Below are 23,989 nucleotides of genomic sequence, written 5' to 3'. Positions count from 1 at the left end.
TTGTTGTCTTGCTGGCTGAATAGTGTTTGTCGATTTTTGCCATGGTTATACAGCCCATTTACTTACCCCATCTCCTCAAACAGCCCCGCTGTACCCAGGTCCTGGCCATTGATCAGGCGATCGCCGACTTGAAGACCCTAACGCCGGTGCGCGGGGAAGTGTCTGTGCGCCATGGGGGAACCTTTTTGGAAGTGAAAGCCGAAGCGGAAACCATTGTTACCCTCCACTGTGACCGTTGTGCCCAAAGCTATAACCAACGGCTAGCATTAGATACCAAGGAAATACTCTGGTTGGATAACCAAGGGGAAAATACGATCCCAGTCTTGGAACGGGAACTAAGTTGGGATGACTTGTCGGAAGTGTTGCCCCCCGATGGTCACTTTGATGTGGAAACCTGGTTATATGAGCAATTTAATTTAGCTCTGCCCCTGAAAAACTTATGTGGTAAAGATTGCCAAGCTCCCCAGGTGCCGGATGATGGCACAGGCAATGGCTTTGATCGTCGTTGGGCCGCCCTGGCAGATTTGAAACAGCAATGGAATTAAAATCAACCAACATTGGGATATTCATCCAGCAGTTGTTGATAGGGCTTCCAGTTATCAGTACAGTGCACCGTCACTTTGCACTTTGTCAGTTGCTCTAGCAAACGACCCTGGGTGCCATCATGATTTCCCAGTTCCCAGTCGATGAATCTCCCAATGAGGCGGTGACAAATCCATTCAGGACTTACGCAAAAGAAAACTTAAGAGCAGGGGAACGAAGCTGTTGACGCAGGAAATCAGACCATGGTTGATGAGATATTTCGTAGACTGTCAATGGGCTATTAACCGCTTGACGACGAAGAAAATTCCAGACCTGTAAGGCACAGTGAATATGATTACGTTGAATGCGTCCCTTGGGACATTGACAGGCTTCTACACCAGTCAACTGCTTTAGTTCGCGATGAAAATGCTCAATCTTCCAGCGCATTCGACACTCCTCTCGTGTCGCCTGAGTCGAATCTTGAGATAAGTCATTAGTCACGACGAATTCCGTCCGGTGTGGTGACACCGTAACTCGGAACAGTTGCACTTTTTTGTGAGCCGGAAAGCCTCAAATTTTAATCACTTTTCCTTGCTGTATTTCGGATGCATCCCATAGCAGTGCATCTACCCGTTGGTATGGAGAAGTGATGCCACTATCGTCCACCAATCGGTTCCGTTTCAGCGGGCAGTAGTAAATCTTGTTTAATGTGTCATCAATAAAAGCCATCAGCTTTTTAGTTGCGTACCAACTATCCATCAGTACAGTGGCGAACATCAGATTCTTGCTATGTGTCACTTGACTGAGCATTTCCTTGACATGCTCTAGCTTACTGTAACTATCCATCCATTTGCCATATAGACGATAGTCGATCGCCCAGTACTGATTCACCTCTGGATTGACATAAACACAACTGACCAGACCAATACCTTTGACTAGTCCTCGGGCATTGCCACTATACTGCCACTGACTGCATTCGATTTTTTTACTATAGCTTTTGTCTAACACCGTATCGTCAAAGACAACATAAGCTTTTGGTGATTCGATTAGCTCTAGACGTACTTGTTCCCATAGCAAACGAGGAGTCAGTTTTACTCCCTGTAGGTAACGTTTAATTCGGTTATGGCTCACGCCATCGAGATGCTTGGCAAGGTTTGTTAGGGTGTAGTTAATTGGGCTGCTCAGTAAATACTGACAGTAATCTAAACGAGTGAAAAAAGTTATCCTACCACCTTAACCTCATCTATCTTGCGTAAGTCCTGTCAATGTTATTCACAACTTTATTCACAACGAGCAGGAAGTCCAGCCAAAATTAGCTTCAGTATTTTTTCTATTTTTCCTTCACCATGGCCCACTCTTGGGGCGTTAGGGGTTCCCACCGTAAGTGGGATTGAAAGTGCTGTTGGGCTGCAGTCGTTAAAACCTTTAAAACCTGGGGCAGACTGGGATCATTGGTCAACTCTGCCATGGTTTTTTGCCAAGGAGCCGGTTGGTTAAAAACAAGCTCAAACAAATGGCGATCGCCATGCCAGATCATTTCCCCGTGTTGCAGAAGGGCGTTGGAAGTTTGCCGTTGGGCACTGCCAATTAATTTGTCCCCGGTGGGGCTGACTAAATCCGCCATCGTAGCGGTGCTGAAGCAACTGGCATTGTGGATATAACCCCTTCCTCCCCGGCCATAGGTTAAGGACAGTCCTAACTGGTCCCAACCTTGGATGAGAAATTGGCAAATGTGCTGATAAATTTCCCGCCGCTTTCCTCCGGTGGCCCCGGTGACCACAGCATAGGTTAGCCCCCCTTGGTGCAACACTGCCCGCCCACCACTGGGCCTCGTTACCAACCCAAGCGATTGCCCCTGCCAAGTTAATTGCCGCCAATGGTCTGGCCAGGATTTTTGCAAATAACCTAGGGAAATGGTGGGCCTAGACCAACCGTAGAATCGCAATACCGATCGCCCGGTGCGGGGAAAATAATCTTCCAATAACCATTGATCCAAGGCCATTTGTAAATTACCGGGAGCTTGGATGTAGGGCAATAAACGCCAGGGGGAAGACTGAGCAGGGGGAAGGGTAGCCAACGGGAAAGTTCTCCTGACAAAAGTCTAGGCAAAATATGTTAGTCTTAAAAACGCTAGGACAACACGCGGGTGTAGTTTAGTGGTAAAACCTTAGCCTTCCAAGCTAATGATAGGGGTTCGATTCCCCTCACCCGCTTTGGGTAATGGGTACAGCGGTCTCCGAAACTCGATAATTTTGATTGATAATTTCTGATCGTCCCTGATGTCCGTTGCGACACCCCTCCTCGACCGTCATCCATGCTCCCTCGATAATTCCTCGGTTCTGCACGGTTATCTGGTGGAACAGCAGAGGGGACTTGCTTCTGGCCAACGGTTCCTGTGGAGCTTTACGGAGAACTTGGGCAAGGTTGATCCCCTGGCGGTATTTGGGGCGCTCAATGTCCAAGATAAGGTGCATTTTTACGGCGAAAATCCCCAGCGAGGGGAAACCATACTGGCTTTTGGTATTTGCCAGTCCCTGAGGATTTCTGGCAAGTATCGCTTCAGTTTAGCCCAACAATTTGCAGAGGAATGTTTCCAGCGCTTAGTGCCCATTGGTAATGTCCAGGGCAGAAGTCAACGCCCCTATATTTTTTGTGGCTTTAGTTTTTTTGACCGCCCCTCCAACCGCAATCCTTTTGCTAATTCTTTTTTGTTTTTACCCCAAATCCAAGTGGTGAAAACGTCCCAGCATTGCTTATTAAGCTGGCAAATTAGTTTAGATGGCAACACCAATGTCACCGATTTGGTGGATTTTATCGGTCGAATGCTCAGCGCTATCCGTCGGGCCCAACCTGCTAGGGATACCCATACTCCCTCCATGGTTGTAAAAGCTCCCCGATTGACGGGAATAGAGGTGGCCAAGCTTTCCAAGGCGATCGCCTCTAGCTTGGAGGAAATTGCCCAGCAAAGATTGAGCAAGGTAGTGCTGGCAACGGCGTTGGATTTGGACTATGGTTCTCGACTCAATGTGGCCCATTGTTTGCAACGACTGCGGCAACAGTATGGAGATTGCTATTTATTCTCCTGGGGCAATGGCCAGGGGGATTGTTTTGTGGGGGCTAGCCCAGAAAGATTACTTAGTTTGCATAATCAACAGCTGGTCACCGATGCCCTAGCAGGTTCGGCTCCTAGGGATGTCGATGTCCAGGGCGATCGCCAATTGGGGCAAGAGTTATTGCACAATCCCAAGGAATTGCGGGAACATCAAGCGGTGTTGGATTACCTCCTCCAGCGTCTCCGGGCATTGGGCCTAAGCCCCCAGGCTTCCTCCTTGAAGTTGCTTAAATTGGCCAATATTCAGCACCTCTGGACCCAAATTCAAGCCCCTCTGCCGCCCCACATCCATCCCCTGGCCCTGGTGCAACAACTCCATCCCACCCCCGCTGTGGCCGGTGTCCCCGTAGCGATCGCCGAAGATTTAATCCGTCGCCATGAAACCTTTGACCGCAATCTCTATGCTGCTCCCCTGGGTTGGTTGGACAGTGAAGGTAATGCTGAGTTTATTGTCGGTATTCGTTCTGCCCTTCTGTCCCGTAATCGAGCCAGACTATACGCCGGGGCGGGCATTGTGGCCGGTTCCGATCCCCTCAAAGAAGTGGCAGAAATTGAGCTCAAACTTCAAACTCTCTGGCGTTCTTTGATTTAACTAATAATCTCGCAACAATGGCGGGGCAAAATAGAATATGGGTAGTCCGCCGTTGCGTTTCAGTCTAAATGGGGGAAACTGTCATGCGTCTCAATGCTAAAGCAAAGTCATTTTTAACCAAGGAAATTAATCGGGAAGCGGAATCCCTCGGCTTTGAGGTGCAAAAGGATATCGTCCTCAAACGCTTAAATCAATTAGCCCAGGAAAAAGGTAAACCCCTGGGTAAAGAAGATTTGGCCGAGCAGGTGACGGATATGTTCCCCACCATGGCCGACCAAACCCTAACTAAGGCGGCGAAGTTAAATACGGCCCAGCAATGGCGGCTCTGGCTAATGACCGGGGGAGTTATGGGGGCTGGTCTAGTGGGTTTTATGGGCTTAATTTGGTTGGTGAATTTGCCCTATCCTATGGTGCGGCGGCCGGTGGCCCGGGTGGCCCCCATGTTGCTACTGCCCAGTTATCTGAACATGGATAGAAATTACCGCGAGGCGATCGCCCACGGAGAACAGGCGGATCAGTTGGTGAATAATGCCACCAGCGCGGCGGACATTGAATTGGGGGCGGAAAAAGTGCGCCTAGCCCAGCAAAATTTAGATCAGTTGCCAGTGTGGTTCCTTGGCTATGAGCCGGTGAAGGTTTGCCAGTTTATGGGAGGTTGTTCCTGGAATTTCACCTTTGATGAATTTCAGCGGGCCCGGGCCCAGGTGGGGCGCATGGAAGCCAGGATTTTTCAGGAAAAAAATGCCCTATCGGCCCTGACCACAGCGGAACAAAACATTCAAACTGCTAGGGCTAGCTATGAACAGGCCACTATCCCAGAACAACGACAAGCGGCGATCAAAAGTTGGCAAGGAGCCATCAATGAATTAACCCTAATTCCAGAGCAAACCTTAGCCGGGAGTCAAACCACCAATCGTTTACGGAACTATGAACAGGAATTTCAACAGGCCGCAGGCTTAGTGGCTGGTACGAATCAAACCCAAACCATGGTGATGGCGGCCCAACAATTTGCCCAACGGGCGGATCAAACCATGGCCCAGGCTCCGTTAACGGCGAATCAATGGCAGGAAGTATTGAATTTGTACCAAGAAGCCATCCAAAGACTACAAACGGTGCAACCCCAGGACGCCCAATATTTGTCAGCCCAAACTTTTTTGGCCGAATATACGGAAACCCTCGGTAAAATTCGCATCAATTTGGCGGCGGAACAGGGAGCAACGGCTCAATTTGACCAAGCCCAAACTCAAATTCAAAACCTACTCACTAATCTGCCTGCCAGTAATGATAGTCAGGGTCGTAACCGCATTAAAGGGGAAATTAGCCAGATTATTAGCCAATTGCAAAAGGTACAGCCTGGCACCACCGTTTATGACCAGGCTCAGACCCTAATTAACCAAGCCCAAAGTCGGGCCCAGCAGCTTTAAGGGATAATTTTTGGGGATGCAAACTGATTGACTAAAGAAAAATTGAGCACCATAGCAAGAAAAGTTTTGCCCTTACTATTGGGGGGCATTGCCATGGGTTTGGCAACGGCTCCTTTAGGTTGGACCTATGTAGCTTGGTTTGGACAAATTCCCCTCTGGATTTGGATTTTTAGAGCTAACACTACTAGGCTTAATTTTACCCAGCTTAAACAATTTTTAATTTCAAGGTCACTAACAGCCATAGCTTGGGGAGGGGGATTTTATGGCGTGGCCTTATTTTGGATCACCGGAGTCCATCCCCTTACCTGGTTAGGAGTGCCTTGGTTAGCTAGTCTGGCGATCGCCGCTTTTTGTTGGTTAGCCATCACAGCTTGGGGTGTTGTCCTAGTATTTGTTTGGTTACTGGCCATGGCGGTTTGGGAAGTTACCACAGCCCGGACAAAAGTCAATTCCACCTTTAAAAAATATTTATTTATACTTTGGGGCACCGCTAGTTGGTGTGGGTTGGAAACTCTTTGGAGTCATTCCATTCTCTGGTGGAGTCCTGTGGCCTATACCCAAAGCCCTAGTCAGTTACATTTTTTGCAGTGGGGAGCCATTGGTGGCCCGGCTTTATTAAGTGCTTTTATTGTGGCTGTTAATGGATTTTTAGCTTTAGGTTTAATTGATTTTTTAGACGGTAAAACTGTTAACAAAAATAAACAAAATTGGCATTATTTTTTAATTGCTATTCTCATTTGGTTATTCTGTCAAGGAGGAGGTTGGTTACTCTATCAAAAACCTTTAGCGGATACACCGGAGGAGAAAATTAATGTGGGTATTATCCAGGGGAATATTCCCAACCAAATTAAATTTAATAGTGAAGGTTGGCAGCGGGCGATCGCCGGTTACACAGAAGGTTACAAAAAACTAACTGAGCAAGGAGCAGAAATAGTACTCACCCCGGAGGGAGCCTTACCCTATCTTTGGGAAACGGTGGTGGCCAAAAGTGGCTTTTACCAAGCTATTTTACAAACCCAAGTGCCGGTGTGGTTGGGGGCCTATGGCACTAAAGGGGATGGTTACACCAATAGTTTATTGACGGTGGATGGCCAGGGAAAATTGCTTGGTCGTTACGATAAGTTTAAACTAGTACCCCTGGGGGAATATATTCCGCTCAGTAACGTTTTTGGTCAGTTGATTCAACGGCTTTCCCCCCTTAAAGAACAGCTACTCCCAGGCGATCGCCCCCAGGTTTTACCAACTCCCTTTGGGCCAGCGGCGGTGGTGATCTGTTACGAATCTGCCTTTCCCGATCTATTGCGTTCCCAACTGTTACAGGGAGGGGAATTTATTCTTTCCAGTGCCAACAACGCCCATTACAGCGACACCATGGCGGCCCAACACCATGCCCTAGACGTGATGCGGGCCATTGAAGGCGATCGTTGGTTGGCCCGGGCCACCAACACTGGACTTTCGGCGATAATTAATCCCCGGGGAAAAACCCTTTGGTTATCGGCCATGAACCAGTATGAAATCCATGCTGCCCCCATTTACCGTCGCCGGGGCCTCATTCTCTACAGCCGTTGGGGGGACTGGGTAGTGTTTTTATTACTGGTTGTCTCGGCGATCGCCTGGCTTTACCAAATTGTTTTCCCACTTAACCAACGGTGAAAAATACTGAAAACATAATGGAATTAATTTTATACAGCAAGCCCGGTTGCCATCTTTGTGAAGGATTGATGGAAAAATTAGCCCAGATTAATAGCCTAACCATTGAGCTAGAAGTCCGTGACATCACCACTGACGAACAATGGTGGGCCGCCTACCAATACGAAATTCCGGTATTAGTGTGGCGATCGCCGACGGGGGAAATTACTTTGCCGAGGCTATCTCCCCGGGCCCCTGTTAGTCAATTGGAAAAGTTACTGCAACAATACGTTAATGGCTGATTTCCCTGGGTAATGGAAAGGGTAGGCTTAGATTGAACGCAACGGCGATCGTTCATTGCGCCCCCCAGGGACAACGGATGAATAAGTGGTTTAGTAAAAAGTTTTTAGCAACGGATATTCGGGCTCCCCATAATTTCACCGGGGTGCATTTGGCTCCCCCCCAATGGTTGAAGCTGTTTTTTTTGCTAGGGGCGGACTTTACTGCCCTACTGGTGGCTTGGATTGTGGCCCACCGTCTCAATGATTTTTATTCCCCGCCCCCCCCGCAATTTGTTTGGTGGAACTGGTGGGGATTGCCCAGTTTATTTTGGTGCTATGCCGCCATCGTTTTGATTGTTTTTACCTACGCCGGTTTATACCGTCCCCAGACCCGCACTCAAAACTTTCTCGGAGTTGTTAAGCTGATCAGCTCCGTTTTTTTGCTGACCCTGGTGGCCAAATATTTTTACGATCCGGCGATCGACCTGCCCCGTTCCCTATTTTTTTCCGCTTGGGGCACCAGTATTATTTTTGTCATCCTAGCCCGTTTTGTAATTAGCCTAGTCCTCAGTCCCCTGGAAAGTCGTCAAGCCATTCCTATTTTTTTAATTGCTAGCTCCTGCCGTATTCAGCACCTTACCGTTACTTTGGAACGGCGTTCCCAATACCGAGTGGTAGGAGTTGCCTTGGCCAGTACAGCCCACAGCCATCACACTCTGCAACAAATTCTGGCATCCGGGGCCCAGGAAGTTCTAGCGGAGGCTTTACCTGAAGCGGATTTAGCCTCTAGTTTGTACTGGCATTTACGAGGGGAAAACATTGCCCTAAGACTACTGCCCTCCAGCCGGGATATGCTCTACCGCCGGGGCATGCCGGAGATTTTTGCTGGTTTACCAACGGTGCGGGTGGAAATTCCTTTATTGGTGGGGTTGGATTACCGCCTCAAAAGAGCTTTGGACTATGGTGGAGCGTTATTTGGTATTGTGGTGCTTTCTCCCCTATTTTTGGCGATCGTTATTGCCATCAAACTATCTTCCCCCGGCCCAGCTTTTTTCCGCCAGGAACGGGTGGGGCTCCAGGGTAAAACCTTTCAAATGTGGAAATTTCGCACCATGGTGGTCAATGCCCCCCTGCTTCAGCAACAATTAGAAGCCGCCAACGAAAACGATGATGGCATCATGTTCAAGCTCAAACGGGACCCCCGCATTATTCCCCTGGGGCATTTTCTCCGCCGCAGTAGTTTGGATGAAATCCCCCAACTATTCAATGTGATGATGGGGCAAATGAGTTTGGTGGGCCCCAGGCCTCTGCCCCTGCGGGATGTGGAAAGGTTTGATGCTTGGCACCATATTCGTCATCAGGTAATGCCTGGGGTAACGGGACTTTGGCAAATTTCCGGGCGATCGGATATCGGTAGCTTTGATGACGTAGCCCGACTAGATTTGTACTATATTGATAACTGGTCATTAAATCTTGATTGGGACATTCTGGTGGAAACTGTCAGAATATTATTGTTTAGGAAGGGAGCTTATTAGAGATTAGAAAATATAGCGATTGTCAGTCCAGGAAAGTAGAGCAAAATCTTTGAGAAATAGGCGTTTCAGCCTTTTAAAAGAGACTCAATCGCTTTTCCATCAATGGGTAGTTTTATTCATGGCTGATTAGTATAACCATGAGACACTAGACTATGCAGTAATCTTGAATGACTTTATCTATGCTAGTACCAGGAGGTGCCTGCATTCTCGCTCTTTTTAATGCACTAAAGTCATGTTCTATATCATTCAAATCTGGGGAATAAGTTGGCAAAAATAACACCATGTGTCCTGCGGATTCCACTATTTCCCTAATCTTATTTTTTCGATGAATGGGGGCGTTATTCATAATCAAGATTGATTTGATTGTTAATGCTGGTATTAAAAATAATTAAAGCCATCCTTCAAAACCCGTTGCATTTAAGCTTCATGTGAATAACATCGTCGCTATTAAGTCTTTTTTTGTTTTTCTTCTTCTTGCTACAAGATTTTCTTTTTCCCCCCTTTTCCCCTGCTTTTTTCCATATACTCTTCCTCCTTTGTTAGACCATCCATAAAGTGAGGATACAAATTCCCCAAAACCAGCTTCGTCTATGAATACTCGACTTTCAATACCGTATATTAAAACCAATTGGCTCAAGATTTTCTGATATTCTGCTCGCTTTTGGACATCTCTCTCTTGATAAAGTAACTGTTTTTTTCTAGTAATCTTCATTTTTTTGAATTGATAACAGAGTGAAGCAGGAGTTATACCAAATTTTTTAGCTCTTTCTTTTAAAAGCATATCAGGATTATTTTTCACATCCTCTTCCAATTCTTTTATGTTTATCTTATGCTGGCGGGTCTCAACTTTCGTTGCCGCAAGCTCTTCTCTGCCCAACCAGCGATAAATTGTTGCTCTGCCCACCCTAAATGTTCTCGAAGCCTTTGTGATTCCATCACCACTCTCGATGAAATCTATAACCTTAAGACGTAAATCAAGATCGTAAGCCATGACTGATTTCGTTATTTATAGATTTTTGAGTTATTCTTGCAACATGTTACCAAAAAAAATTAGCAAAACCTCTCATAACTAGCTAAATTAGCTATACATGTGTAAATTTGAATGCATATTTGTAACTCACGGAGCCAATGTCCATGGGAATTCAAGTTTTGGGAAATTCAAGTTTAATCTCTCAGGGTAAATTCCCCGCCCCTTGAGGCGTAAGTCTTAGAGCGGTAGTGCGTTCCGAAGGAAAAATTCCGTAATGCCCCGTTCGCTTGCGGCGGGGATATGAATTTTAGCGCTCCGCTCCCGATTTTTTACTGAACTACTTGAAGGCGCGTTTGAGCTTATCAATCCAGTTTGCTAATGCGGATTAGTTCACAGTGACTGACTTGACGTTGAAGGGACTTTAGCGTTCTAATCGATCTAGTGGTTTCACCGGCTTTGCCCCGGTTGAGCAATCCTCTTTTTTTTGCAAATATCATGACGGTTAAAGTTCTTATTCCGACTCCGCTACAAAAGTTCACCAGTGGTCAAGCTACCATTGATTGTGAAGCCGCTAACGTAGGGCAGTTGATTGAAGCTCTAGAAGCTAATTGCCCCGGCATCAAGGCCCGGCTGTGCGACGAAGAAGGCAAACCCCGCCGCTTTCTCAATTTTTACGTCAACGAAGAAGACATCCGCTTTTTGGAAGGTACGGATACAGCCCTGAGTGCAGGGGATGAGGTAAGTATTGTGCCCGCCGTAGCTGGGGGCTAACGACCGCCGATCGCCTGAAAATTCAGGAGAGGTGAAAACATAGTCCACCTCACAACTAACTGTCCCAGGGGATTCCTTCCTGGGCTTTTGTTATGGCAGGAAATGGGGGTTTATATTGCCCCCTTGTTTCCCTATTTTGTCCATGGGCGGAATTTTACACCGTTGCCAGTTGGGGTTCTGGACGTTTGCTGTTGCGTACTCCGGCGATCGCCTCAGCGTAATTGGGGGCATTGAACACCGCAGAACCGGCCACAATGGCGTTGGCTCCGGCCTCTAGAACCTGCCAAGTGTTATTGGGTTTAAGACCACCATCCACTTCGATCCAGGGATCCAGACCCCGCTCATCACACATCTGACGGAGAGCACGGATTTTAGGCAACACTTCGGGAATGAAGCTTTGACCACCAAAGCCGGGATTAACGCTCATGATCAAGATTAGATCGCAGACGGGCAACACATATTCAAGAAAATCCAGAGGAGTGGAAGGATTGAGCACCGCCCCGGCCTTTTTACCCAATTCCCGAATTTGACAAAGGGTACGATGGAGATGGGGAGAGGCGTTGTGCTCCACATGGACGGAAATGATGTCAGCACCGGCCTTGGCAAAATCTTCGACGTATTTTTCCGGTTCAACGATCATTAAATGAACGTCCAGGGTTTTTTTTGTCAAGGGACGGATGGCGTCCACAATCAGCGGGCCAATGGTGATATTGGGCACAAAGCGGCCGTCCATCACATCAACGTGGATCCAATCAGCCCCTGCTTCGTCCACGGCTTTAATTTCTTCACCTAAGCGGCTGAAGTCCGCTGACAAAATTGAGGGAGCAACGACGATATTTTTGGACATGGGAAGGGTCTCTAAGTATTTCAACTCATAAACAAGCTTGAAATTCAGTGTAAACAATTACGGTCAATTGTAGTAGGCCCCCAAACCCGGCCTTTAAAATAGGAAATAGCCTATTAGAACCAATGGGAACCTAAATTTAAGCCTACTTTTTAATGTCTGACCCTGATGTGTCCGTCTCCCCAGTTAAGGCCGAGGCTTGGTATAGCTATGGCATCGATAAAACCCTGCATCGGTTGACCACTGCTCCCCACCGGGGGTTGGCAGAAAAAACTGTGATGGAACGAAGACGCACCTATGGACTAAATGAAATTACCACGATCGCCGGTCGTAATAATTGGCAAATTTTGCTGGATCAGTTCACCAATGTCATGCTCTTGATGTTGATCGGGGTGGCAATTATTTCTGGAGCATTAGATCTGATCAGCTTAAGGTTGGGGGAAGAAACCATGGAGGGTTTTCCCTTCAAGGACACGATCGCCATTTTTGCCATTGTTATCCTGAACGGTTTATTAGGCTATTTCCAGGAAAGTCGGGCGGAAAAAGCTTTAGCTGCTTTGAAGAAAATGGCGTCCCCCAAAGTCCAGGTACTGCGGGATGGCGATCGCCAGGAAATTAAGGCGGCCAGCTTGGTGCCGGGGGACATTATTTTGCTGGAGGCGGGCAGTCAACTCTGTGCCGATGGCCAACTGATCGAAGCGGCTAACCTTCTCATTCGAGAATCGGCCCTAACCGGGGAAGCCCAGCCAGTGGAAAAAAATGCCAGTAATACTGGTTTACCTTTAGATACTCCCCTTGGCGATCGCCAAAATATGGTCTTTTCTGGCACCGAAGTCGTCCAAGGCCGGGGCAAAGTGGTGATTACCAACACTGGCATGGCCACCGAATTGGGCAAAATCGCCGAGATGTTACAGAGGGTGGCCCCGGAACCCACCCCTTTGCAAAAAAGGATGGAAAACTTAGCCGGAGTGCTAGTGTCAGGCTCTCTCCTGCTGGTAACCCTGGTTATTATTCTGGGGGTGTGGCAGAGTGGCTGGGGCGAACTGCGGCAGTTGGTGGAAACGTCCCTCAGCATGGCGGTGGCGGTGGTGCCAGAAGGTTTACCGGCGGTGATTACGGTTACCCTGGCCCTGGGCACCCAGAGGATGATTAAACGCCATGCCCTAATTCGCAAATTACCAGCGGTGGAAACCCTCGGTTCCGTTAACGTCATTTGTTCCGATAAAACCGGCACCCTCACCCAAAATAAAATGGTGGTGCGGGAAGTGCTGACCCATGGCGATCGCCTCAGCATTGGCGGAGAAGGCTACCAACCCCAGGGCAACATCATCCACCTCTCGGATGGAGAACAGAGGGCGACCTCCGGACCATGGCCCCCGGCCTTGCAATTACTGTGTCTCAACGCCATCCTCTGTAACGATTCTGAACTGAACTACAATCCAGGGGAAATGGAGTGGCAAGTGATTGGGGACCCCACCGAAGGAGCATTGCTAGTGCTGGCCAAGAAATTTGGCTTTGACCAGGCACAGTTAAGACCTAGTTTTATGCGGCGGGGGGAATTTCCCTTTTCTTCGGAGCGCAAACGCATGGGGGTGATTGTGGAAGTGCCAGCCGAAGGAGAGTCCCCCTTAGCAAATTTATTGGGCATTTTAGAAAATTTGGCCTTAACGCCAGGGCCCTACCTAATTTTTTCCAAAGGATCGCCGGAGTTACTCCTCCCCCACTGCGGACAAATTCATACCGCTGACCATTGTGTACCCCTCAATTTCCAGCATCAAGAACAAATTTTGAGTGATAACAATCTCATGGCCAGTCGGGGATTACGGGTGTTGGGTTTTGCCTGTAAATCCCTGGCCCAGATTCCCAGCACCCCTGACCTCATAGCTGCCGAAGATAATCTGGTGTGGTTGGGTATGGTTGGCATGTTGGATGCGCCCCGGCCAGAGGTACGGTTAGCAGTGGAAAAATCCCTCGCCGCTGGCATCCGCACCGTTATGATTACCGGTGATCATCCCCTAACGGCCCTGGCGATCGCCAAGGATTTGGGCATCAATCAAGCTGGCGATCGTTTTTTGACTGGGCAAACCTTAGAACAACTACAACAAAGCGATCTGGAAGCCCAGGTGGAAGAAGTGAGCGTTTTTGCCAGGGTTTCCCCGGAACATAAACTACGCATTGTCAAAGCCTTCCAAGCTCGGAATCGTTTTGTGGCCATGACCGGAGATGGGGTCAATGATGCCCCAGCCCTCAAGCAAGCAGACATTGGCATTGCCATGGGTATCACTGGCACCGATGTGAGCAAAGAAGCCAGCGACATGGTTTTGTTGGACGACAACTTTGCCACCATTGTGGCCGCCGCCGAGGAAGGGCGGGTGGTGTATAACAACATTCGTAATTTCATCAAATATATTCTGGGTAGTAACGTGGGGGAAGTGATCACCATTGCGTCTGCTCCCCTTTTAGGGCTATCTGCCGTGCCCCTTACTCCCCTGCAAATTCTCTGGATGAATTTGGTCACCGATGGCTTGCCAGCCTTAGCTTTGGCCATGGAGCCGGGGGAACCAAATATTATGAAGCGTCGCCCCTTTAGTCCCCAGGAAAGTATTTTTTCTCGGGGATTGGGGGCCTACATTATCCGCATCGGTCTGGTTTTTGCGGTGGTTACCATCACCCTTATGGTCTGGGCCTATCACAGTGCTGACCTAGCTGGTGCGCCCGACAGTTGGAAAACCATGGTTTTTACCACCCTCTGTATTGCCCAGATGGGCCACGCCATTGCCGTACGCTCCAACCATCGTTTAACCATAGAAATGAACCCTTTGACCAATCCCTACCTGTGGGGGGCCGTAATTGTCACCACTATCCTGCAGTTATGCTTGGTGTATTTTGAACCCCTGAGAAATTTCTTTGGCACCGATTGGCTCAGTCCCCAGCAACTACTGGTTTGTTTTGGCTTTAGCAGTTTAATGTTCGTCTGGGTGGAGTTGGAAAAGTTATTGGCCCGGTTCATCAAATAATTTTGGCCATTATCCAATTTTCCAGGCAAACAGTAGGGTAAAGGAGAGTTTTGCCGACGCTACCAGAAAAGTTAGAATAGTTGGCCAAAATAAGATTATTTCACTACTATGCCCCGCACCCAACGTAACGATAATTTCATTGATAAGTCCTTTACCGTTATGGCGGACATTATCCTAAAAATTCTGCCCACTAACCAAAAAGCGAAGGAAGCCTTTGTTTATTATCGGGATGGTATGTCGGCCCAGGCGGATGGGGAATACGCAGAGGCGCTGGATAACTATGAAGAGGCGTTACGGTTGGAGGAAAATCCCAATGACCGCAGTTATATTCTCTATAACATGGCCCTAATCCACGCTAGTAATGGAGACCATGAAAAGGCGTTGGGGCTTTACCAAGAAGCCATTGAACTGAACCCCAAAATGCCCTCGGCGTTGAATAACATTGCGGTAATTTACCATTTCCAAGGGGAAAAGGCGAAGGAAGCAGGGCAGGAAGACGACGCAGAGAATTTATTTGATAAAGCGGCGGAATATTGGAAACAGGCCATACGCCTAGCCCCTAATAATTACATCGAGGCCCAAAACTGGCTCAAAATCACCGGGCGCTCTGAAATGGATGTGTTTTTCTAACTCTCTTTTTCCCCGCGCTGCTTAATCCGAACTACCCTTCGCCGCCTACATCATCTAAACGCCTAAGCATACTGTCTGGGGGGGCATCATTTTTTATTTTGGCGATCGCCGTACTGGTGCCGGCATTGCCCCAACTAGCTCCCTGGGCTAGATAAATTTTTGCCCCTTCCCCAACAATATAGGTGCTGTAGGCGGCCACTCCCCCCTGGAGTAAGGCTCCCCCGGCATAGGCCGCTAGATTACCTGGGTTTTCAACAAGGCTGGCGGTTTTTTGTAAGCCTAAAAATAAAGCTGATACCCATTGACTCAATAAAATACCACCCGCACCGATCAGTACTTTTTTCCAGATGCGCCCTGCTTCGTAGCTCGTGATGGGCAGGCCATAGATTCGGGCTAGATTCCGAATTAACAATAGGTCGGTGATCACACTGGCGGCTAAATCCAATAAACCAATGGGATTCACGGCGATCGCCAGGGCTTTATAGCGCATATATTTACTAATGAGTTGGTCAGCTTCAGCAGTGCGGATTTCAATGGTTTTAGTGGCAATATTCTTTTCGGCTTGTTCCACCTGGCGCAGAGCATTAAGGGCCAGCAGTTGACTGCCATCCTGGTTCAGAATAGTGAAAATTTTCTGGCGTAGTTGATCCAGTTTGGGGGCTGGTTTTTCCCATCGCTCTTCTAGGGCCGGGCTAGGCCGAGAACCCTTAGGGGAGTTGCCATATTCCACCCGCACCATTATGGGGGGAGGTTCAGCGGCCACTAACACAATGTCCTCGGCGGAAAAAATGGGGCTATCTTCCCCGTCAGGAGTGAGGGACTGTAGCTGAGCAAAAATTTGTTGTTGATCCTGCTCCGGATATAGATCGATTTTATTAAAAACTAGCAATAGAGGTTTTTGGGCCTGGCGCAATGTCTGGAGGGCAGTAAATTCCGTTTGGGTAATGTCCCCCGCAATAACAAATAAAATCAGATCTGCCTGGTGAGCTACGGTTTGGGCCATGGCGGCTCGGGCACCCCCGGCAATTTCATCTAGCCCTGGCGTGTCAATCAAATCAATTTGAATTTTGTCGTTACTGCACCACCGTACCGATTGAGGCCACTGGGTTACGCCATGGAGCGGTCCTGTTTCCAGGCGTTTTTCCCCCAACAAGGCATTAATCACGGTGGATTTACCCCGACTGACTAAGCCAAAGGCCGCAATTTTAAATACCCGTTGCTCCAGTTTGGCTAAGGCTTGGTGCATGGCTTGAATGTCCTGGCGCACCGCCCCCTGCAATTCCAGATTGGGGGGATAGTTCCAATGGCGACGCTGGCTCGCATACCAATTTAACGATTGTTGGATGCTGGCGATCGCCGTAGAGAGGGCCGGATCAGGGGCAGGGGAATTCATTCAGCTAGGCAACAGATTAATCGGGGAAAAACTCAGCATTGAGAATTTCCGCCAGGGAAAAGGGACAATCCAGGGGGAAAACTGATAGCGATAAAAACGTTTCCCTCACCGCATCCCTGCGGGCTATCTGATAACAACCGGGAAAATTATCAACCAAAAATGGTTTCAGACTAGGGCTATCCCCGGTGATGAGGCCTAACTGACGACGTTGTTCGTTAATGGTCGCTGTCCAACTGTTAGAGCGTTTTTCCGGTTGATACCGCCATTCGAGCAAATGAATCATCAAAACAATTAGTCTATTTTTAACTTCCCGTTTATCGCTGCGACCCATGGACTCTATTTCTTCAATTAAATTGTCTAAATCTAAGGATTGTAAATCGCCTTGTTTGAGTTGACGCACAGTTTCCTCAATCCAAAGATTGAAATCGGTGTCGTACAAAGTTGGGATTATCGCTTTGACCATTGTTGCGGGTTGGGTCGAAGAGGGGGTATTCATGGAGCCAGGGAAATTTGCCAGAAAAATTAATTAATCGGGAAAGAATTCTGCATCAAGCATTTCCGCCAGGGAAAAGGGACAATCCACCGGAAAGTTTGAGAGGGGTAAATTGGTTTCGTTGGCTGCGCCCTTTCTCCCTTTAAGATAACAATCGGCAAATATGGTTTGCACATAGGGATTCAAGCTGGGGCTATCGGCCAGAATTAAATTAAGCTGATCCCTTTGCTCATCGATGGTGTTTTTCCAGCTACCAGTGCGCTTCTGGGGTTGATATTTCCATTTGAGCAGGTGCAGGAAAAGTACCTTCAAGCGACTATAAACTTCCCGTTTATCACTGCGGCCCATGGACTCTATTTCTTCAATTAAATTCTCTAAGTCTAAGGATTGCAAATCACCTTGTTTGAGTTGACGCACAGTTTGCTCAATCCAAAGATTGAAATCGGTGTCGTACAAAGTTGTAGTTTTTTGCCCCATGCCACTTTCCCCCTTTCCTTAATTCTAGAAGTTGACTGGCCATCGCAACTAGGGAGTGACGATGGCGATACCTTCTTAATCTACGGACAAAATTAGGTGCTAGCCCCGGAAGCTACCACAGCCACCGCAATCAGCCCCGCCACCAGCACAACGGTAATGGCCGCCATAATCAAATAATTTCGTTTGTCGGCTTTACTGGGAGCATCGGCCGCATAGATCTTGGGTTCAACGGCAAAATTATTCAGCCGTCCATCATCGTCTTTAGTATAGTTGTTCATATTTTTTAAAGTTCTCCTGTTGTCGTAAATGACAAAAAAGTTTGTTATGCTACCCGGAGCCGGAATCTGCCGGAGCCAAGTTTTTGCATGATACCCCAAAACCTAATTGGGCTTATCCCGGTTTAAAGGGGCAGAGGGGGGAAACTCGTCAGGATGTTGCCAAGATTTAGGGTCTTCCAGGGGCTCCAAATGGGTGGTTACCCTAGAGCCAGTAATCCGTTCGGCGATCGCCGTTTCGATGGCTTCACAGAGGTCATGGCCCCGTTGCACAGTCCAATGTCCAGGCACTAGGACATGGAAGGAAATAAAAGACTGGGAGCCGGCCTGCCTGGTTTGCAATAGATGAAAACGTACTCCTTGGTCTTCGTAGGGCAAAAAACAGCTAGTGATGGCCTGGAGTTGGGCCGGGGGCAGCGATTGGTCCATCAAGCTGGAGATGGTTTCCCGCAATAAATGGGTTCCTGTCCAGAGCACGTTGAATCCTACCCCAAGGGCTATCAAGGGATCTAGCCATTCCCAACCAGTGACAAAAATTAAAGCTACCGCCACCACCACCCCCACCGAAGTCCAGACATCGGTCATTAGATGCTGAGAATCGGCCCGCAAGGCAATGGAATTTAATCTTTTCCCCGCCCGCCAAAGAATCCAAGCCACTGTTCCGTTTAAGGCCGTAGCGGCGATCGCCAAGGCAATGCCCAAAGCATTTTGATCTAAGGGTCGGGGACTCAGTAAACGTTCTACAGCGCTGTAACCGATGCCAAGGGCCGCAACAAAAATGAAGGCCCCTTCTAATCCACTAGAAAAGTATTCCGCCTTGCTATGGCCAAAGGGATGTTCAGAATCCGCCGGGGTAGCCGCTAAGGACAGAGCCCAAAAAGCAACGATCGCCGAAGCTAGGTTCACAGTGGATTCCAACGCATCGGACAACAGACCCACAGAACCGGTAATGGCATAGGCCCCCAATTTCAATCCCATGGTGGCCAGGGCCGCACCAATGGAAAGAACCGCATAGGGACGGGCAAGACGGGCGGTCATGGGGGTTAAAAATGAAGGTTAAAAGATTTTATTCAGCAAATCAAAGCTGTTGCACAGGAAAAACTAGGCCGCCTGCAAGCAATCCAGTAAAGGTTGCCAGCGGAAAACCCGATCGCCGCCCATTTCCAACACCACTTTCAGTTTGGGCACTCTTTTGGTGAGACTAATTAAGTCTTGAATTTCGGTTTGGGAGAGAATATAACCTTCCAAAATCCACAACACCAAACCTTTACTTTGGGCCGGTAAATTTTCCAACTGATAACCGGCGATCGGCTGGGCAAAATAAATCGGTCCCACCGCTCCTTCTTGGGCAATGTTTTTCTTACCTAAATGGGCCGGACGTACTCCATGGACTTGCATCAAATAGGCTTCCACGTCCCCCAAACCCCTTGCCGAAAGGGATATACTGGCGTAGCCGTTGGCCCGTAGGCGTCTTTGGTAACGACCTTCATAACCACCTTCTAGGGGGGCATACACTGCCAAAGCCCCGTCGTTTTCTAGAGCGCGGATAAATCCTTTTCCGTTAGCAATTAATGGCAATGGCAACATAGCAATGATGGCGATAATTATAAGTTATGGAAGCCTAGGACAGACTAAGTTACCCACGATTTTGACACACTCTCTGGGCAAAGCAAAGATGGGCTGCCAAGATTTTCTGGGGTTTATCCCAAAAGCAAAAACCCAAATCTTCCCTGGCCTGTGGCGGTGGAAATCTGGGTTCAAAAGGTTCTTAGATTTAGCTAATAAGTAGTGCGGTAATCAAGCCTGAGTTACTAGCCCTTAGCGGCGGCGGCCACTTCTTCCGCAAAGTTGGTTTCTGCTTTTTCGATGCCTTCACCAAGGTTAAAGCGGATAAAGCGACGAACTTGGATGTTTTCCCCCAATTCGGCGATCGCCTGTTTAACCAACTCTTCAATGGTGAGATTTTGGTCTTTGATGTAGGGCTGGTCTAGCAAAGATAGCTCCTTGAGGCGTTTATCAATGCGCCCTTGGACAATCTTTTCTTTGATATTGGCGGGCTTTTTGCCCAGGTCGTCGCGCCCCATTTCAATTTCCTTCTCTTTAGCCACCATTTCCTGGGGAATGTCGGCTACGCTAACGTACTCCACATTGGGACAAGCGGCAATCTGCATGGCCACATCGTTAACCAAATCTTTAAAGCGATCACCCCGGGCGACAAAATCAGTTTCGCAGTTAACTTCCACCAACACGCCAATGCGGCCACCAAAGTGGATGTAGCTATGGACCAAACCTTCGGCCGCGGTACGGCCAGATTTTTTATCAGCGGAGGCAATGCCCTTCTGCCGGAGCCATTCAATGGATTTTTCTAAATCACCCTCATTTTCCTTTAGGGCTTTTTTACAGTCCATCATGCCTGCGCCGGTTTTTTCACGCAGTTCCTTCACGAGTTGAGCGGTAATTTCTGCCATGGTTATCGTTCCTAATCAGTTTTTCTATGATTGCACGGTAATTATTGGGCTAAGGGAAAAAAGTGATGGTCAACACCAGCTATATTTTCCCCTAGTACTGGGACTGGGTTTGCCCTGCCCCATCGGTGAGAAAAAGGAAAAAAGGGACAAAATCTAAGCTTCTGGAGTGGCTGCAACTTCTGCTTCGGCCGCTTCTTCCACTTCCTCAGCGGCTTCTACTTCTAGATTATCTCCATCCAAACCTTCGTCAAACTCTTCGTAGTCATCGCTGACATCCGGTTGACCATGGCGACCTTCATAGATTGCATCGGCCAGTTTGCCCACAATCAATTTGATCGAACGGATGGCGTCATCGTTAGCGGGGATAGGCACATCGACCACATCTGGGTCACAGTTGGTATCCAACATGGCAATGATGGGAATACCGAGCTTTTGGCATTCATGAATGGCGTTATGTTCCCGCCGTTGGTCCACGATTACCACCACGTCGGGGAGCTTGCGCATATTTTTAATACCGCCCAGGTATTTTTGTAATTTGCCCAATTCCCGCCGGAGCATGGAGCCTTCTTTTTTACCCCGACGGTCAATGCCGCCACTGGCTTCTAGGGCTTCCAATTCCTTCAGGCGATCAACCCGTTTGCGGATGGTTTCCCAGTTGGTGAGCATTCCCCCCAACCACCGTTGATTGACGTAGTGAGCTCCACAGCGTTGGGCTTCCTGGGAAATGATGCCAGCGGCTTGGCGCTTAGTGCCGACAAATAAGAACTTTTTACCGTTGATGGTGGAAGAGCGGACATACTCATAGGCATCTTCCATCAGTTGGGCGGTTTGCACCAGGTCAATAATATGAACACCATTGCGGGCGGTGTAGATATATTGATCCATGCGGGGGTTCCAGCGGCGGGTTTGGTGGCCGAAGTGAACACCAGACTCTAGCAAATCTGCGAGAGAAACTACGGGCATGTTAAATTTTCTCCTATTCGGGTTTATCCTTCATCCAAGGGAATTTCCGCCTGTGGCAGAAACACCCGAAAGCTTGGATGTGCGAATTTTTGACAACCTTTCCAGTTTAGCAGGCGATCGCCCCGATTACCCACGCTTACCACTGGGAAATAAACTCTGTTGCCTTTAATCCAAATCGACGACAATCTTCAGTCAGAACAACCAAAAATTTGATTCGTTTTAAGTCCAGGGTACAGGAGTTGAACCTGTCTAGGGCGAATTATGAGTTCGCTGCCTCAACCGCTCGGCCAACCCTGGTAATTGGTTTGTGGGAAAGCGCCCAGGGATATATTCTAAACCACTGCCTACCACCCAGGAGAGTGATCAATAATTTCCCCTAGGAGGGATTGTTTAATCTTGGCAAATTGAGATAATTTTGAAATTTCCTGGGGCATAATAAATCGAACTATCCAAAAAACCGCTTCAATGGCGATCGCCAGGTTATGTCCACCAAAAGTAAGATTTTTCTTGTCCTGTTAGTTTTTTGTCCCCTCTCCTTTGCCGCCCACTGGTTGGGTTGGGGGGAAACGACGGTGTTCATTTTGGCTGGTTTGGCCATTGTGCCCCTAGCAGCCTTCATGGGCACGGCCACGGAGGAAATCGCCGTGGTAATCGGTCCTAATGCGGGGGGCCTGCTCAATGCCACCTTCGGCAACGCCACAGAACTAATTTTGGCCTATATCGCCCTAAAAGAAGGGTTAATCGAGGTGGTCAAAGCCACCCTGACAGGATCAATTATTGGTAACTTACTGCTAGTAATGGGTTTTGCCGTCTTCCTGGGGGGATTGCGCTATAAGGAACAAAATTTCCAACCCCTCGCCGCTCGCTTGAATGCATCCACCATGAATTTGGGGGTAGTGGCGATTCTGTTACCCACAGCCTTGCAATACACCTCCACGGGGGTGGAGGAAACGGTTTTACAAAATCTCTCTGTGGCCGTGGCCGTGGTGTTAATCGGTGTCTACCTCCTCTCCTTGGTGTTTTCCATGGGAACCCATGCCTATCTGTACGATGTGGGCGTGGCCGAGAATATGGAGATGCCCGAACTCGGCGAAGATGTATCAGAACCGGAACCTCCTACGGAAGAAGAAAAACCCAATCTTTGGCTTTGGACGGGAGTTTTATTGGTAGTCACCCTAGGGGTAGCGGTGGAATCGGAATTGCTGGTGGGTTCCTTAGAGGTGGCCACGGAATCCCTGGGATTAACTGCCCTGTTCACCGGGGTAATCGTCCTACCCATTATCGGTAACGCTGCCGAGCACGCCACCGCCGTCACTGTGGCCATGAAAGATAAAATGGATCTCTCCATGTCTGTGGTGATGGGGTCGAGCCTGCAAATTGCCTTCTTTGTGGCCCCAGTCTTGGTCATCGTCGGCTGGGCGATCGGTCAGCCCATGGATTTAAACTTCAATCCATTCGAGTTGGTAGCGGTATTGGTGGCAGTTTTGATTGTCAACTCTATCAGTAGTGATGGCACTTCCAATTGGTTAGAGGGCATCCTGTTGCTTGCTACCTATGCCATTGTGGCCCTGGCCTTTTTCTTTCATCCCACCCTGGTCTAGTAGTTGATGAGTGATCTCTTCCAACTCTAAACCCGGGGTAGTGTAACTGATTGGGGCTGATTTTGATATTTGCCCCTTCTGGTTTCATAGCTAATATCGCAGTCTTCCCCTTCAAAAAAGAGTAACTGTACGATGCCTTCGTTGGCGTAGATACGGCAATCAGCACTGGAGGAATTGGAAAATTCTAGGGTGAGGTGACCACACCACCCCGCTTCCCCCGGAGTTAAGTTGGCAATAATACCAGCCCTGGCGTAAGTACTTTTACCAATACAAAGTACGGTTACATTAGCAGGGATGGCCAATCTTTCCACTGCAACTCCCAGGCCGTAGGAGTGGGCTGGCAAAATAAAATAACTGCCACTGTCATCCCTGTGCAGTTGGGTAGCTTCCAAATTGTGGGGGTTAAAGTTTTTGGGATCAACTACAGTGCCCGGAATATGGCGAAAAATGCGAAAATCCGCCGCAGAAAGCCTAATATCATAACCAAAACTGCTCAGACCAAAGGAAATAGCCGGTTGTCCCTCTATTTGCCGCATTAACTTGGGTTCAAAAGGCTCAATCATGCCTTGGGCAGCTTGAGCACGGATCCAAATATCATTCTTAATCATGGGCAAAGTTCAGGGAAATAAAGCGGCAATCATTATAGCTGCATCAATGGCGATCGCCGACGGGAATAATTTGAGCTAGTCTTGAATTGATCTGATCAATGAAATGATTAATCAGGAGAAAAACTGAAAATGTTTGTTATCACCGACGAATTTTGGCTTCATCAAATAAATTTTAATACTATGATTTGTGAATAAATTTATGGAACAGTAAATATCAACGATTATATAGTAGTTTCAAATAAAGCTGAGACGCTAAACGCCACAGTAAGAACGGATAATTTCATCAAGAGACGTGTCAATAGGAGCGTACATTCTAGCTCGTTTCAAGGCACTAAAGTCATGCTCAATATCATTTAAATCAGGAGAATATTTCGGCAAAAAAAG

The 23,989-nt window shown here is 48.2% G+C and carries 23 protein-coding genes, 2 tRNA genes and 3 pseudogenes; 12 read left to right on the top strand and 16 right to left on the bottom strand.

Translation table 11 applies throughout. The features are described from left to right. Window positions 1–41: 41 nt before the first annotated feature. The gene (locus tag H6G46_RS15080) at window positions 42–545 is read left to right on the top strand and encodes a DUF177 domain-containing protein (protein ID WP_010872750.1); all 504 of its coding nucleotides are present in this window, start codon (window positions 42–44) and stop codon (window positions 543–545) included. Window positions 546–556: 11 nt separating this feature from the next. On the opposite strand, the pseudogene H6G46_RS18525 reads toward H6G46_RS15080, so the two are convergent. From H6G46_RS18525 to H6G46_RS15070, 3 genes and pseudogenes are all read right to left on the bottom strand, one after another. Beyond that, a pseudogene (locus tag H6G46_RS18525) lies at window positions 557–706 on the bottom strand (IS1 family transposase); the annotation flags it as partial. A 20-nt stretch (window positions 707–726) separates the two neighbouring features. Then, a pseudogene (locus H6G46_RS15075) lies at window positions 727–1,746 on the bottom strand (transposase). Between the two features lie 106 nt (window positions 1,747–1,852). Beyond that, window positions 1,853–2,599: a biotin/lipoate A/B protein ligase family protein gene (locus H6G46_RS15070; RefSeq protein ID WP_020861783.1), complete on the bottom strand. Its 747-nt coding sequence runs from the start codon at window positions 2,597–2,599 to the stop codon at window positions 1,853–1,855. A gap of 65 nt (window positions 2,600–2,664) precedes the next feature. Between H6G46_RS15070 and H6G46_RS15065 the strand changes: the two genes are divergently transcribed. The 6 genes from H6G46_RS15065 to H6G46_RS15040 all read left to right on the top strand — a co-directional run bounded on the left by H6G46_RS15065 (window position 2,665) and on the right by H6G46_RS15040 (window position 9,095). Then, window positions 2,665–2,735: transfer RNA gene (locus H6G46_RS15065), tRNA-Gly, on the top strand. 66 nt (window positions 2,736–2,801) lie between these two features. Continuing rightward, window positions 2,802–4,226 (top strand): isochorismate synthase, encoded by a 1,425-nt coding sequence (locus tag H6G46_RS15060; protein ID WP_010872754.1) that lies wholly within the window; start codon window positions 2,802–2,804, stop codon window positions 4,224–4,226. Between the two features lie 68 nt (window positions 4,227–4,294). Next, complete coding sequence (locus H6G46_RS15055; protein ID WP_010872755.1) at window positions 4,295–5,650, top strand: hypothetical protein; 1,356 nt, start codon at window positions 4,295–4,297, stop codon at window positions 5,648–5,650. Window positions 5,651–5,743: 93 nt separating this feature from the next. Beyond that, the gene (gene lnt / locus H6G46_RS15050) at window positions 5,744–7,303 is read left to right on the top strand and encodes an apolipoprotein N-acyltransferase (protein ID WP_014407107.1); all 1,560 of its coding nucleotides are present in this window, start codon (window positions 5,744–5,746) and stop codon (window positions 7,301–7,303) included. Further along, entirely contained in the window at window positions 7,300–7,581 is a 282-nt protein-coding gene (locus H6G46_RS15045) for a glutaredoxin family protein (RefSeq protein WP_010872757.1), read from the top strand. The genes lnt and H6G46_RS15045 overlap by 4 nt, the downstream gene beginning before the upstream one ends. A gap of 77 nt (window positions 7,582–7,658) precedes the next feature. Continuing rightward, window positions 7,659–9,095: a sugar transferase gene (locus tag H6G46_RS15040; RefSeq protein WP_010872758.1), complete on the top strand. Its 1,437-nt coding sequence runs from the start codon at window positions 7,659–7,661 to the stop codon at window positions 9,093–9,095. A 145-nt stretch (window positions 9,096–9,240) separates the two neighbouring features. Here H6G46_RS15040 and H6G46_RS15035 read toward each other — a convergent pair. Then, window positions 9,241–10,086: pseudogene (locus H6G46_RS15035) on the bottom strand (IS630 transposase-related protein). Between the two features lie 420 nt (window positions 10,087–10,506). Between H6G46_RS15035 and H6G46_RS15030 the strand changes: the two are divergent. Further along, on the top strand, window positions 10,507–10,836 hold the full coding sequence (locus H6G46_RS15030; RefSeq protein ID WP_010872761.1) for a MoaD/ThiS family protein: 330 nt from the start codon (window positions 10,507–10,509) through the stop codon (window positions 10,834–10,836). A gap of 154 nt (window positions 10,837–10,990) precedes the next feature. Here H6G46_RS15030 and rpe read toward each other — a convergent pair whose 3' ends face one another. Next, the gene (rpe, locus tag H6G46_RS15025) at window positions 10,991–11,683 is read right to left on the bottom strand and encodes a ribulose-phosphate 3-epimerase (protein ID WP_010872762.1); all 693 of its coding nucleotides are present in this window, start codon (window positions 11,681–11,683) and stop codon (window positions 10,991–10,993) included. Window positions 11,684–11,835: 152 nt separating this feature from the next. On the opposite strand from rpe, the gene H6G46_RS15020 reads away from it, so the two are divergent. Continuing rightward, window positions 11,836–14,697: a cation-transporting P-type ATPase gene (locus tag H6G46_RS15020; protein WP_010872763.1), complete on the top strand. Its 2,862-nt coding sequence runs from the start codon at window positions 11,836–11,838 to the stop codon at window positions 14,695–14,697. A gap of 108 nt (window positions 14,698–14,805) precedes the next feature. Then, window positions 14,806–15,327, top strand: coding sequence for a photosystem I assembly protein Ycf3 (locus H6G46_RS15015; protein WP_010872764.1), 522 nt, complete (start codon window positions 14,806–14,808; stop codon window positions 15,325–15,327). Window positions 15,328–15,358: 31 nt separating this feature from the next. Here the strand turns inward: H6G46_RS15015 and H6G46_RS15010 are convergent, their stop codons facing one another. From H6G46_RS15010 to tsf, 7 genes are all read right to left on the bottom strand, one after another. Further along, window positions 15,359–16,720, bottom strand: coding sequence for a GTP-binding protein (locus H6G46_RS15010; protein ID WP_010872765.1), 1,362 nt, complete (start codon window positions 16,718–16,720; stop codon window positions 15,359–15,361). 16 nt (window positions 16,721–16,736) lie between these two features. Further along, a complete protein-coding gene (locus tag H6G46_RS15005) occupies window positions 16,737–17,216 on the bottom strand; it encodes a DUF29 domain-containing protein (protein WP_010872766.1) in 480 nt (159 codons plus the stop codon). A gap of 30 nt (window positions 17,217–17,246) precedes the next feature. Next, window positions 17,247–17,690: a DUF29 domain-containing protein gene (locus H6G46_RS15000; protein WP_010872767.1), complete on the bottom strand. Its 444-nt coding sequence runs from the start codon at window positions 17,688–17,690 to the stop codon at window positions 17,247–17,249. Window positions 17,691–17,782: 92 nt separating this feature from the next. Beyond that, a complete protein-coding gene (locus tag H6G46_RS14995) occupies window positions 17,783–17,968 on the bottom strand; it encodes a ssl1498 family light-harvesting-like protein (protein ID WP_010872768.1) in 186 nt (61 codons plus the stop codon). A gap of 102 nt (window positions 17,969–18,070) precedes the next feature. After that, a complete protein-coding gene (locus tag H6G46_RS14990) occupies window positions 18,071–19,003 on the bottom strand; it encodes a cation diffusion facilitator family transporter (RefSeq protein WP_010872769.1) in 933 nt (310 codons plus the stop codon). Window positions 19,004–19,066: 63 nt separating this feature from the next. Then, window positions 19,067–19,552 carry an NAD(P)H-quinone oxidoreductase subunit N gene (locus H6G46_RS14985; RefSeq protein WP_010872770.1) on the bottom strand — a complete coding sequence of 162 codons (486 nt, stop codon included), beginning with the start codon at window positions 19,550–19,552 and terminating at the stop codon, window positions 19,067–19,069. Window positions 19,553–19,776: 224 nt separating this feature from the next. Then, a complete protein-coding gene (tsf, locus tag H6G46_RS14980) occupies window positions 19,777–20,433 on the bottom strand; it encodes a translation elongation factor Ts (RefSeq protein WP_010872771.1) in 657 nt (218 codons plus the stop codon). Here tsf and H6G46_RS14975 point away from each other — a divergent pair. Beyond that, on the top strand, window positions 20,432–20,590 hold the full coding sequence (locus H6G46_RS14975; RefSeq protein WP_158299077.1) for a hypothetical protein: 159 nt from the start codon (window positions 20,432–20,434) through the stop codon (window positions 20,588–20,590). The two genes, tsf and H6G46_RS14975, sit on opposite strands and share 2 nt — an antisense overlap. On the opposite strand, the gene rpsB is transcribed toward H6G46_RS14975, so the two are convergent. Both rpsB and H6G46_RS14965 read right to left on the bottom strand, forming a co-directional pair. Continuing rightward, on the bottom strand, window positions 20,587–21,396 hold the full coding sequence (gene rpsB / locus H6G46_RS14970) for a 30S ribosomal protein S2 (RefSeq protein ID WP_010872772.1): 810 nt from the start codon (window positions 21,394–21,396) through the stop codon (window positions 20,587–20,589). The two genes, H6G46_RS14975 and rpsB, sit on opposite strands and share 4 nt — an antisense overlap. A gap of 224 nt (window positions 21,397–21,620) precedes the next feature. After that, window positions 21,621–21,693: transfer RNA gene (locus H6G46_RS14965), tRNA-Ile, on the bottom strand. A 185-nt stretch (window positions 21,694–21,878) separates the two neighbouring features. On the opposite strand from H6G46_RS14965, the gene cax reads away from it, so the two are divergent. After that, window positions 21,879–22,997, top strand: coding sequence for a calcium/proton exchanger (gene cax, locus H6G46_RS14960; protein ID WP_010872773.1), 1,119 nt, complete (start codon window positions 21,879–21,881; stop codon window positions 22,995–22,997). Between the two features lie 26 nt (window positions 22,998–23,023). Here cax and dcd read toward each other — a convergent pair whose 3' ends face one another. Further along, window positions 23,024–23,605 carry a dCTP deaminase gene (gene dcd, locus H6G46_RS14955; RefSeq protein ID WP_010872774.1) on the bottom strand — a complete coding sequence of 194 codons (582 nt, stop codon included), beginning with the start codon at window positions 23,603–23,605 and terminating at the stop codon, window positions 23,024–23,026. Window positions 23,606–23,857: 252 nt separating this feature from the next. Beyond that, a partial coding sequence (locus tag H6G46_RS14950; RefSeq protein ID WP_190759818.1) for a transposase occupies window positions 23,858–23,989 on the bottom strand: 132 nt, incomplete at its 5' end.

Source organism: Synechocystis sp. FACHB-908 (genome assembly GCF_014698595.1).
Classification (GTDB): Bacteria; Cyanobacteriota; Cyanobacteriia; order Cyanobacteriales; family Microcystaceae; genus Synechocystis.
Note: the sequence above shows the minus strand (reverse complement) of the source record. Positions and strands in the feature narration are given on the sequence as shown.

What these genes read in the sequence shown, in the direction of transcription:
- H6G46_RS15080 (WP_010872750.1), top strand. Translation starts at nt 42, where the DNA reads ATGGTTATACAGCCCATTTACTTACCCCATCTCCTCAAACAGCCCCGC.
- H6G46_RS15060 (WP_010872754.1), top strand. Translation starts at nt 2,802, where the DNA reads ATGTCCGTTGCGACACCCCTCCTCGACCGTCATCCATGCTCCCTCGAT.
- H6G46_RS15055 (WP_010872755.1), top strand. Translation starts at nt 4,295, where the DNA reads ATGGGGGAAACTGTCATGCGTCTCAATGCTAAAGCAAAGTCATTTTTA.
- lnt (WP_014407107.1), top strand. Translation starts at nt 5,744, where the DNA reads ATGGGTTTGGCAACGGCTCCTTTAGGTTGGACCTATGTAGCTTGGTTT.
- H6G46_RS15040 (WP_010872758.1), top strand. Translation starts at nt 7,659, where the DNA reads ATGAATAAGTGGTTTAGTAAAAAGTTTTTAGCAACGGATATTCGGGCT.
- rpe (WP_010872762.1), bottom strand. Translation starts at nt 11,683, where the DNA reads ATGTCCAAAAATATCGTCGTTGCTCCCTCAATTTTGTCAGCGGACTTC.
- H6G46_RS15020 (WP_010872763.1), top strand. Translation starts at nt 11,836, where the DNA reads ATGTCTGACCCTGATGTGTCCGTCTCCCCAGTTAAGGCCGAGGCTTGG.
- H6G46_RS15015 (WP_010872764.1), top strand. Translation starts at nt 14,806, where the DNA reads ATGCCCCGCACCCAACGTAACGATAATTTCATTGATAAGTCCTTTACC.
- H6G46_RS15010 (WP_010872765.1), bottom strand. Translation starts at nt 16,720, where the DNA reads ATGAATTCCCCTGCCCCTGATCCGGCCCTCTCTACGGCGATCGCCAGC.
- H6G46_RS15005 (WP_010872766.1), bottom strand. Translation starts at nt 17,216, where the DNA reads ATGAATACCCCCTCTTCGACCCAACCCGCAACAATGGTCAAAGCGATA.
- H6G46_RS15000 (WP_010872767.1), bottom strand. Translation starts at nt 17,690, where the DNA reads ATGGGGCAAAAAACTACAACTTTGTACGACACCGATTTCAATCTTTGG.
- H6G46_RS14995 (WP_010872768.1), bottom strand. Translation starts at nt 17,968, where the DNA reads ATGAACAACTATACTAAAGACGATGATGGACGGCTGAATAATTTTGCC.
- H6G46_RS14990 (WP_010872769.1), bottom strand. Translation starts at nt 19,003, where the DNA reads ATGACCGCCCGTCTTGCCCGTCCCTATGCGGTTCTTTCCATTGGTGCG.
- H6G46_RS14985 (WP_010872770.1), bottom strand. Translation starts at nt 19,552, where the DNA reads ATGTTGCCATTGCCATTAATTGCTAACGGAAAAGGATTTATCCGCGCT.
- H6G46_RS14975 (WP_158299077.1), top strand. Translation starts at nt 20,432, where the DNA reads ATGGTTATCGTTCCTAATCAGTTTTTCTATGATTGCACGGTAATTATT.
- tsf (WP_010872771.1), bottom strand. Translation starts at nt 20,433, where the DNA reads ATGGCAGAAATTACCGCTCAACTCGTGAAGGAACTGCGTGAAAAAACC.
- rpsB (WP_010872772.1), bottom strand. Translation starts at nt 21,396, where the DNA reads ATGCCCGTAGTTTCTCTCGCAGATTTGCTAGAGTCTGGTGTTCACTTC.
- cax (WP_010872773.1), top strand. Translation starts at nt 21,879, where the DNA reads ATGTCCACCAAAAGTAAGATTTTTCTTGTCCTGTTAGTTTTTTGTCCC.
- dcd (WP_010872774.1), bottom strand. Translation starts at nt 23,605, where the DNA reads ATGATTAAGAATGATATTTGGATCCGTGCTCAAGCTGCCCAAGGCATG.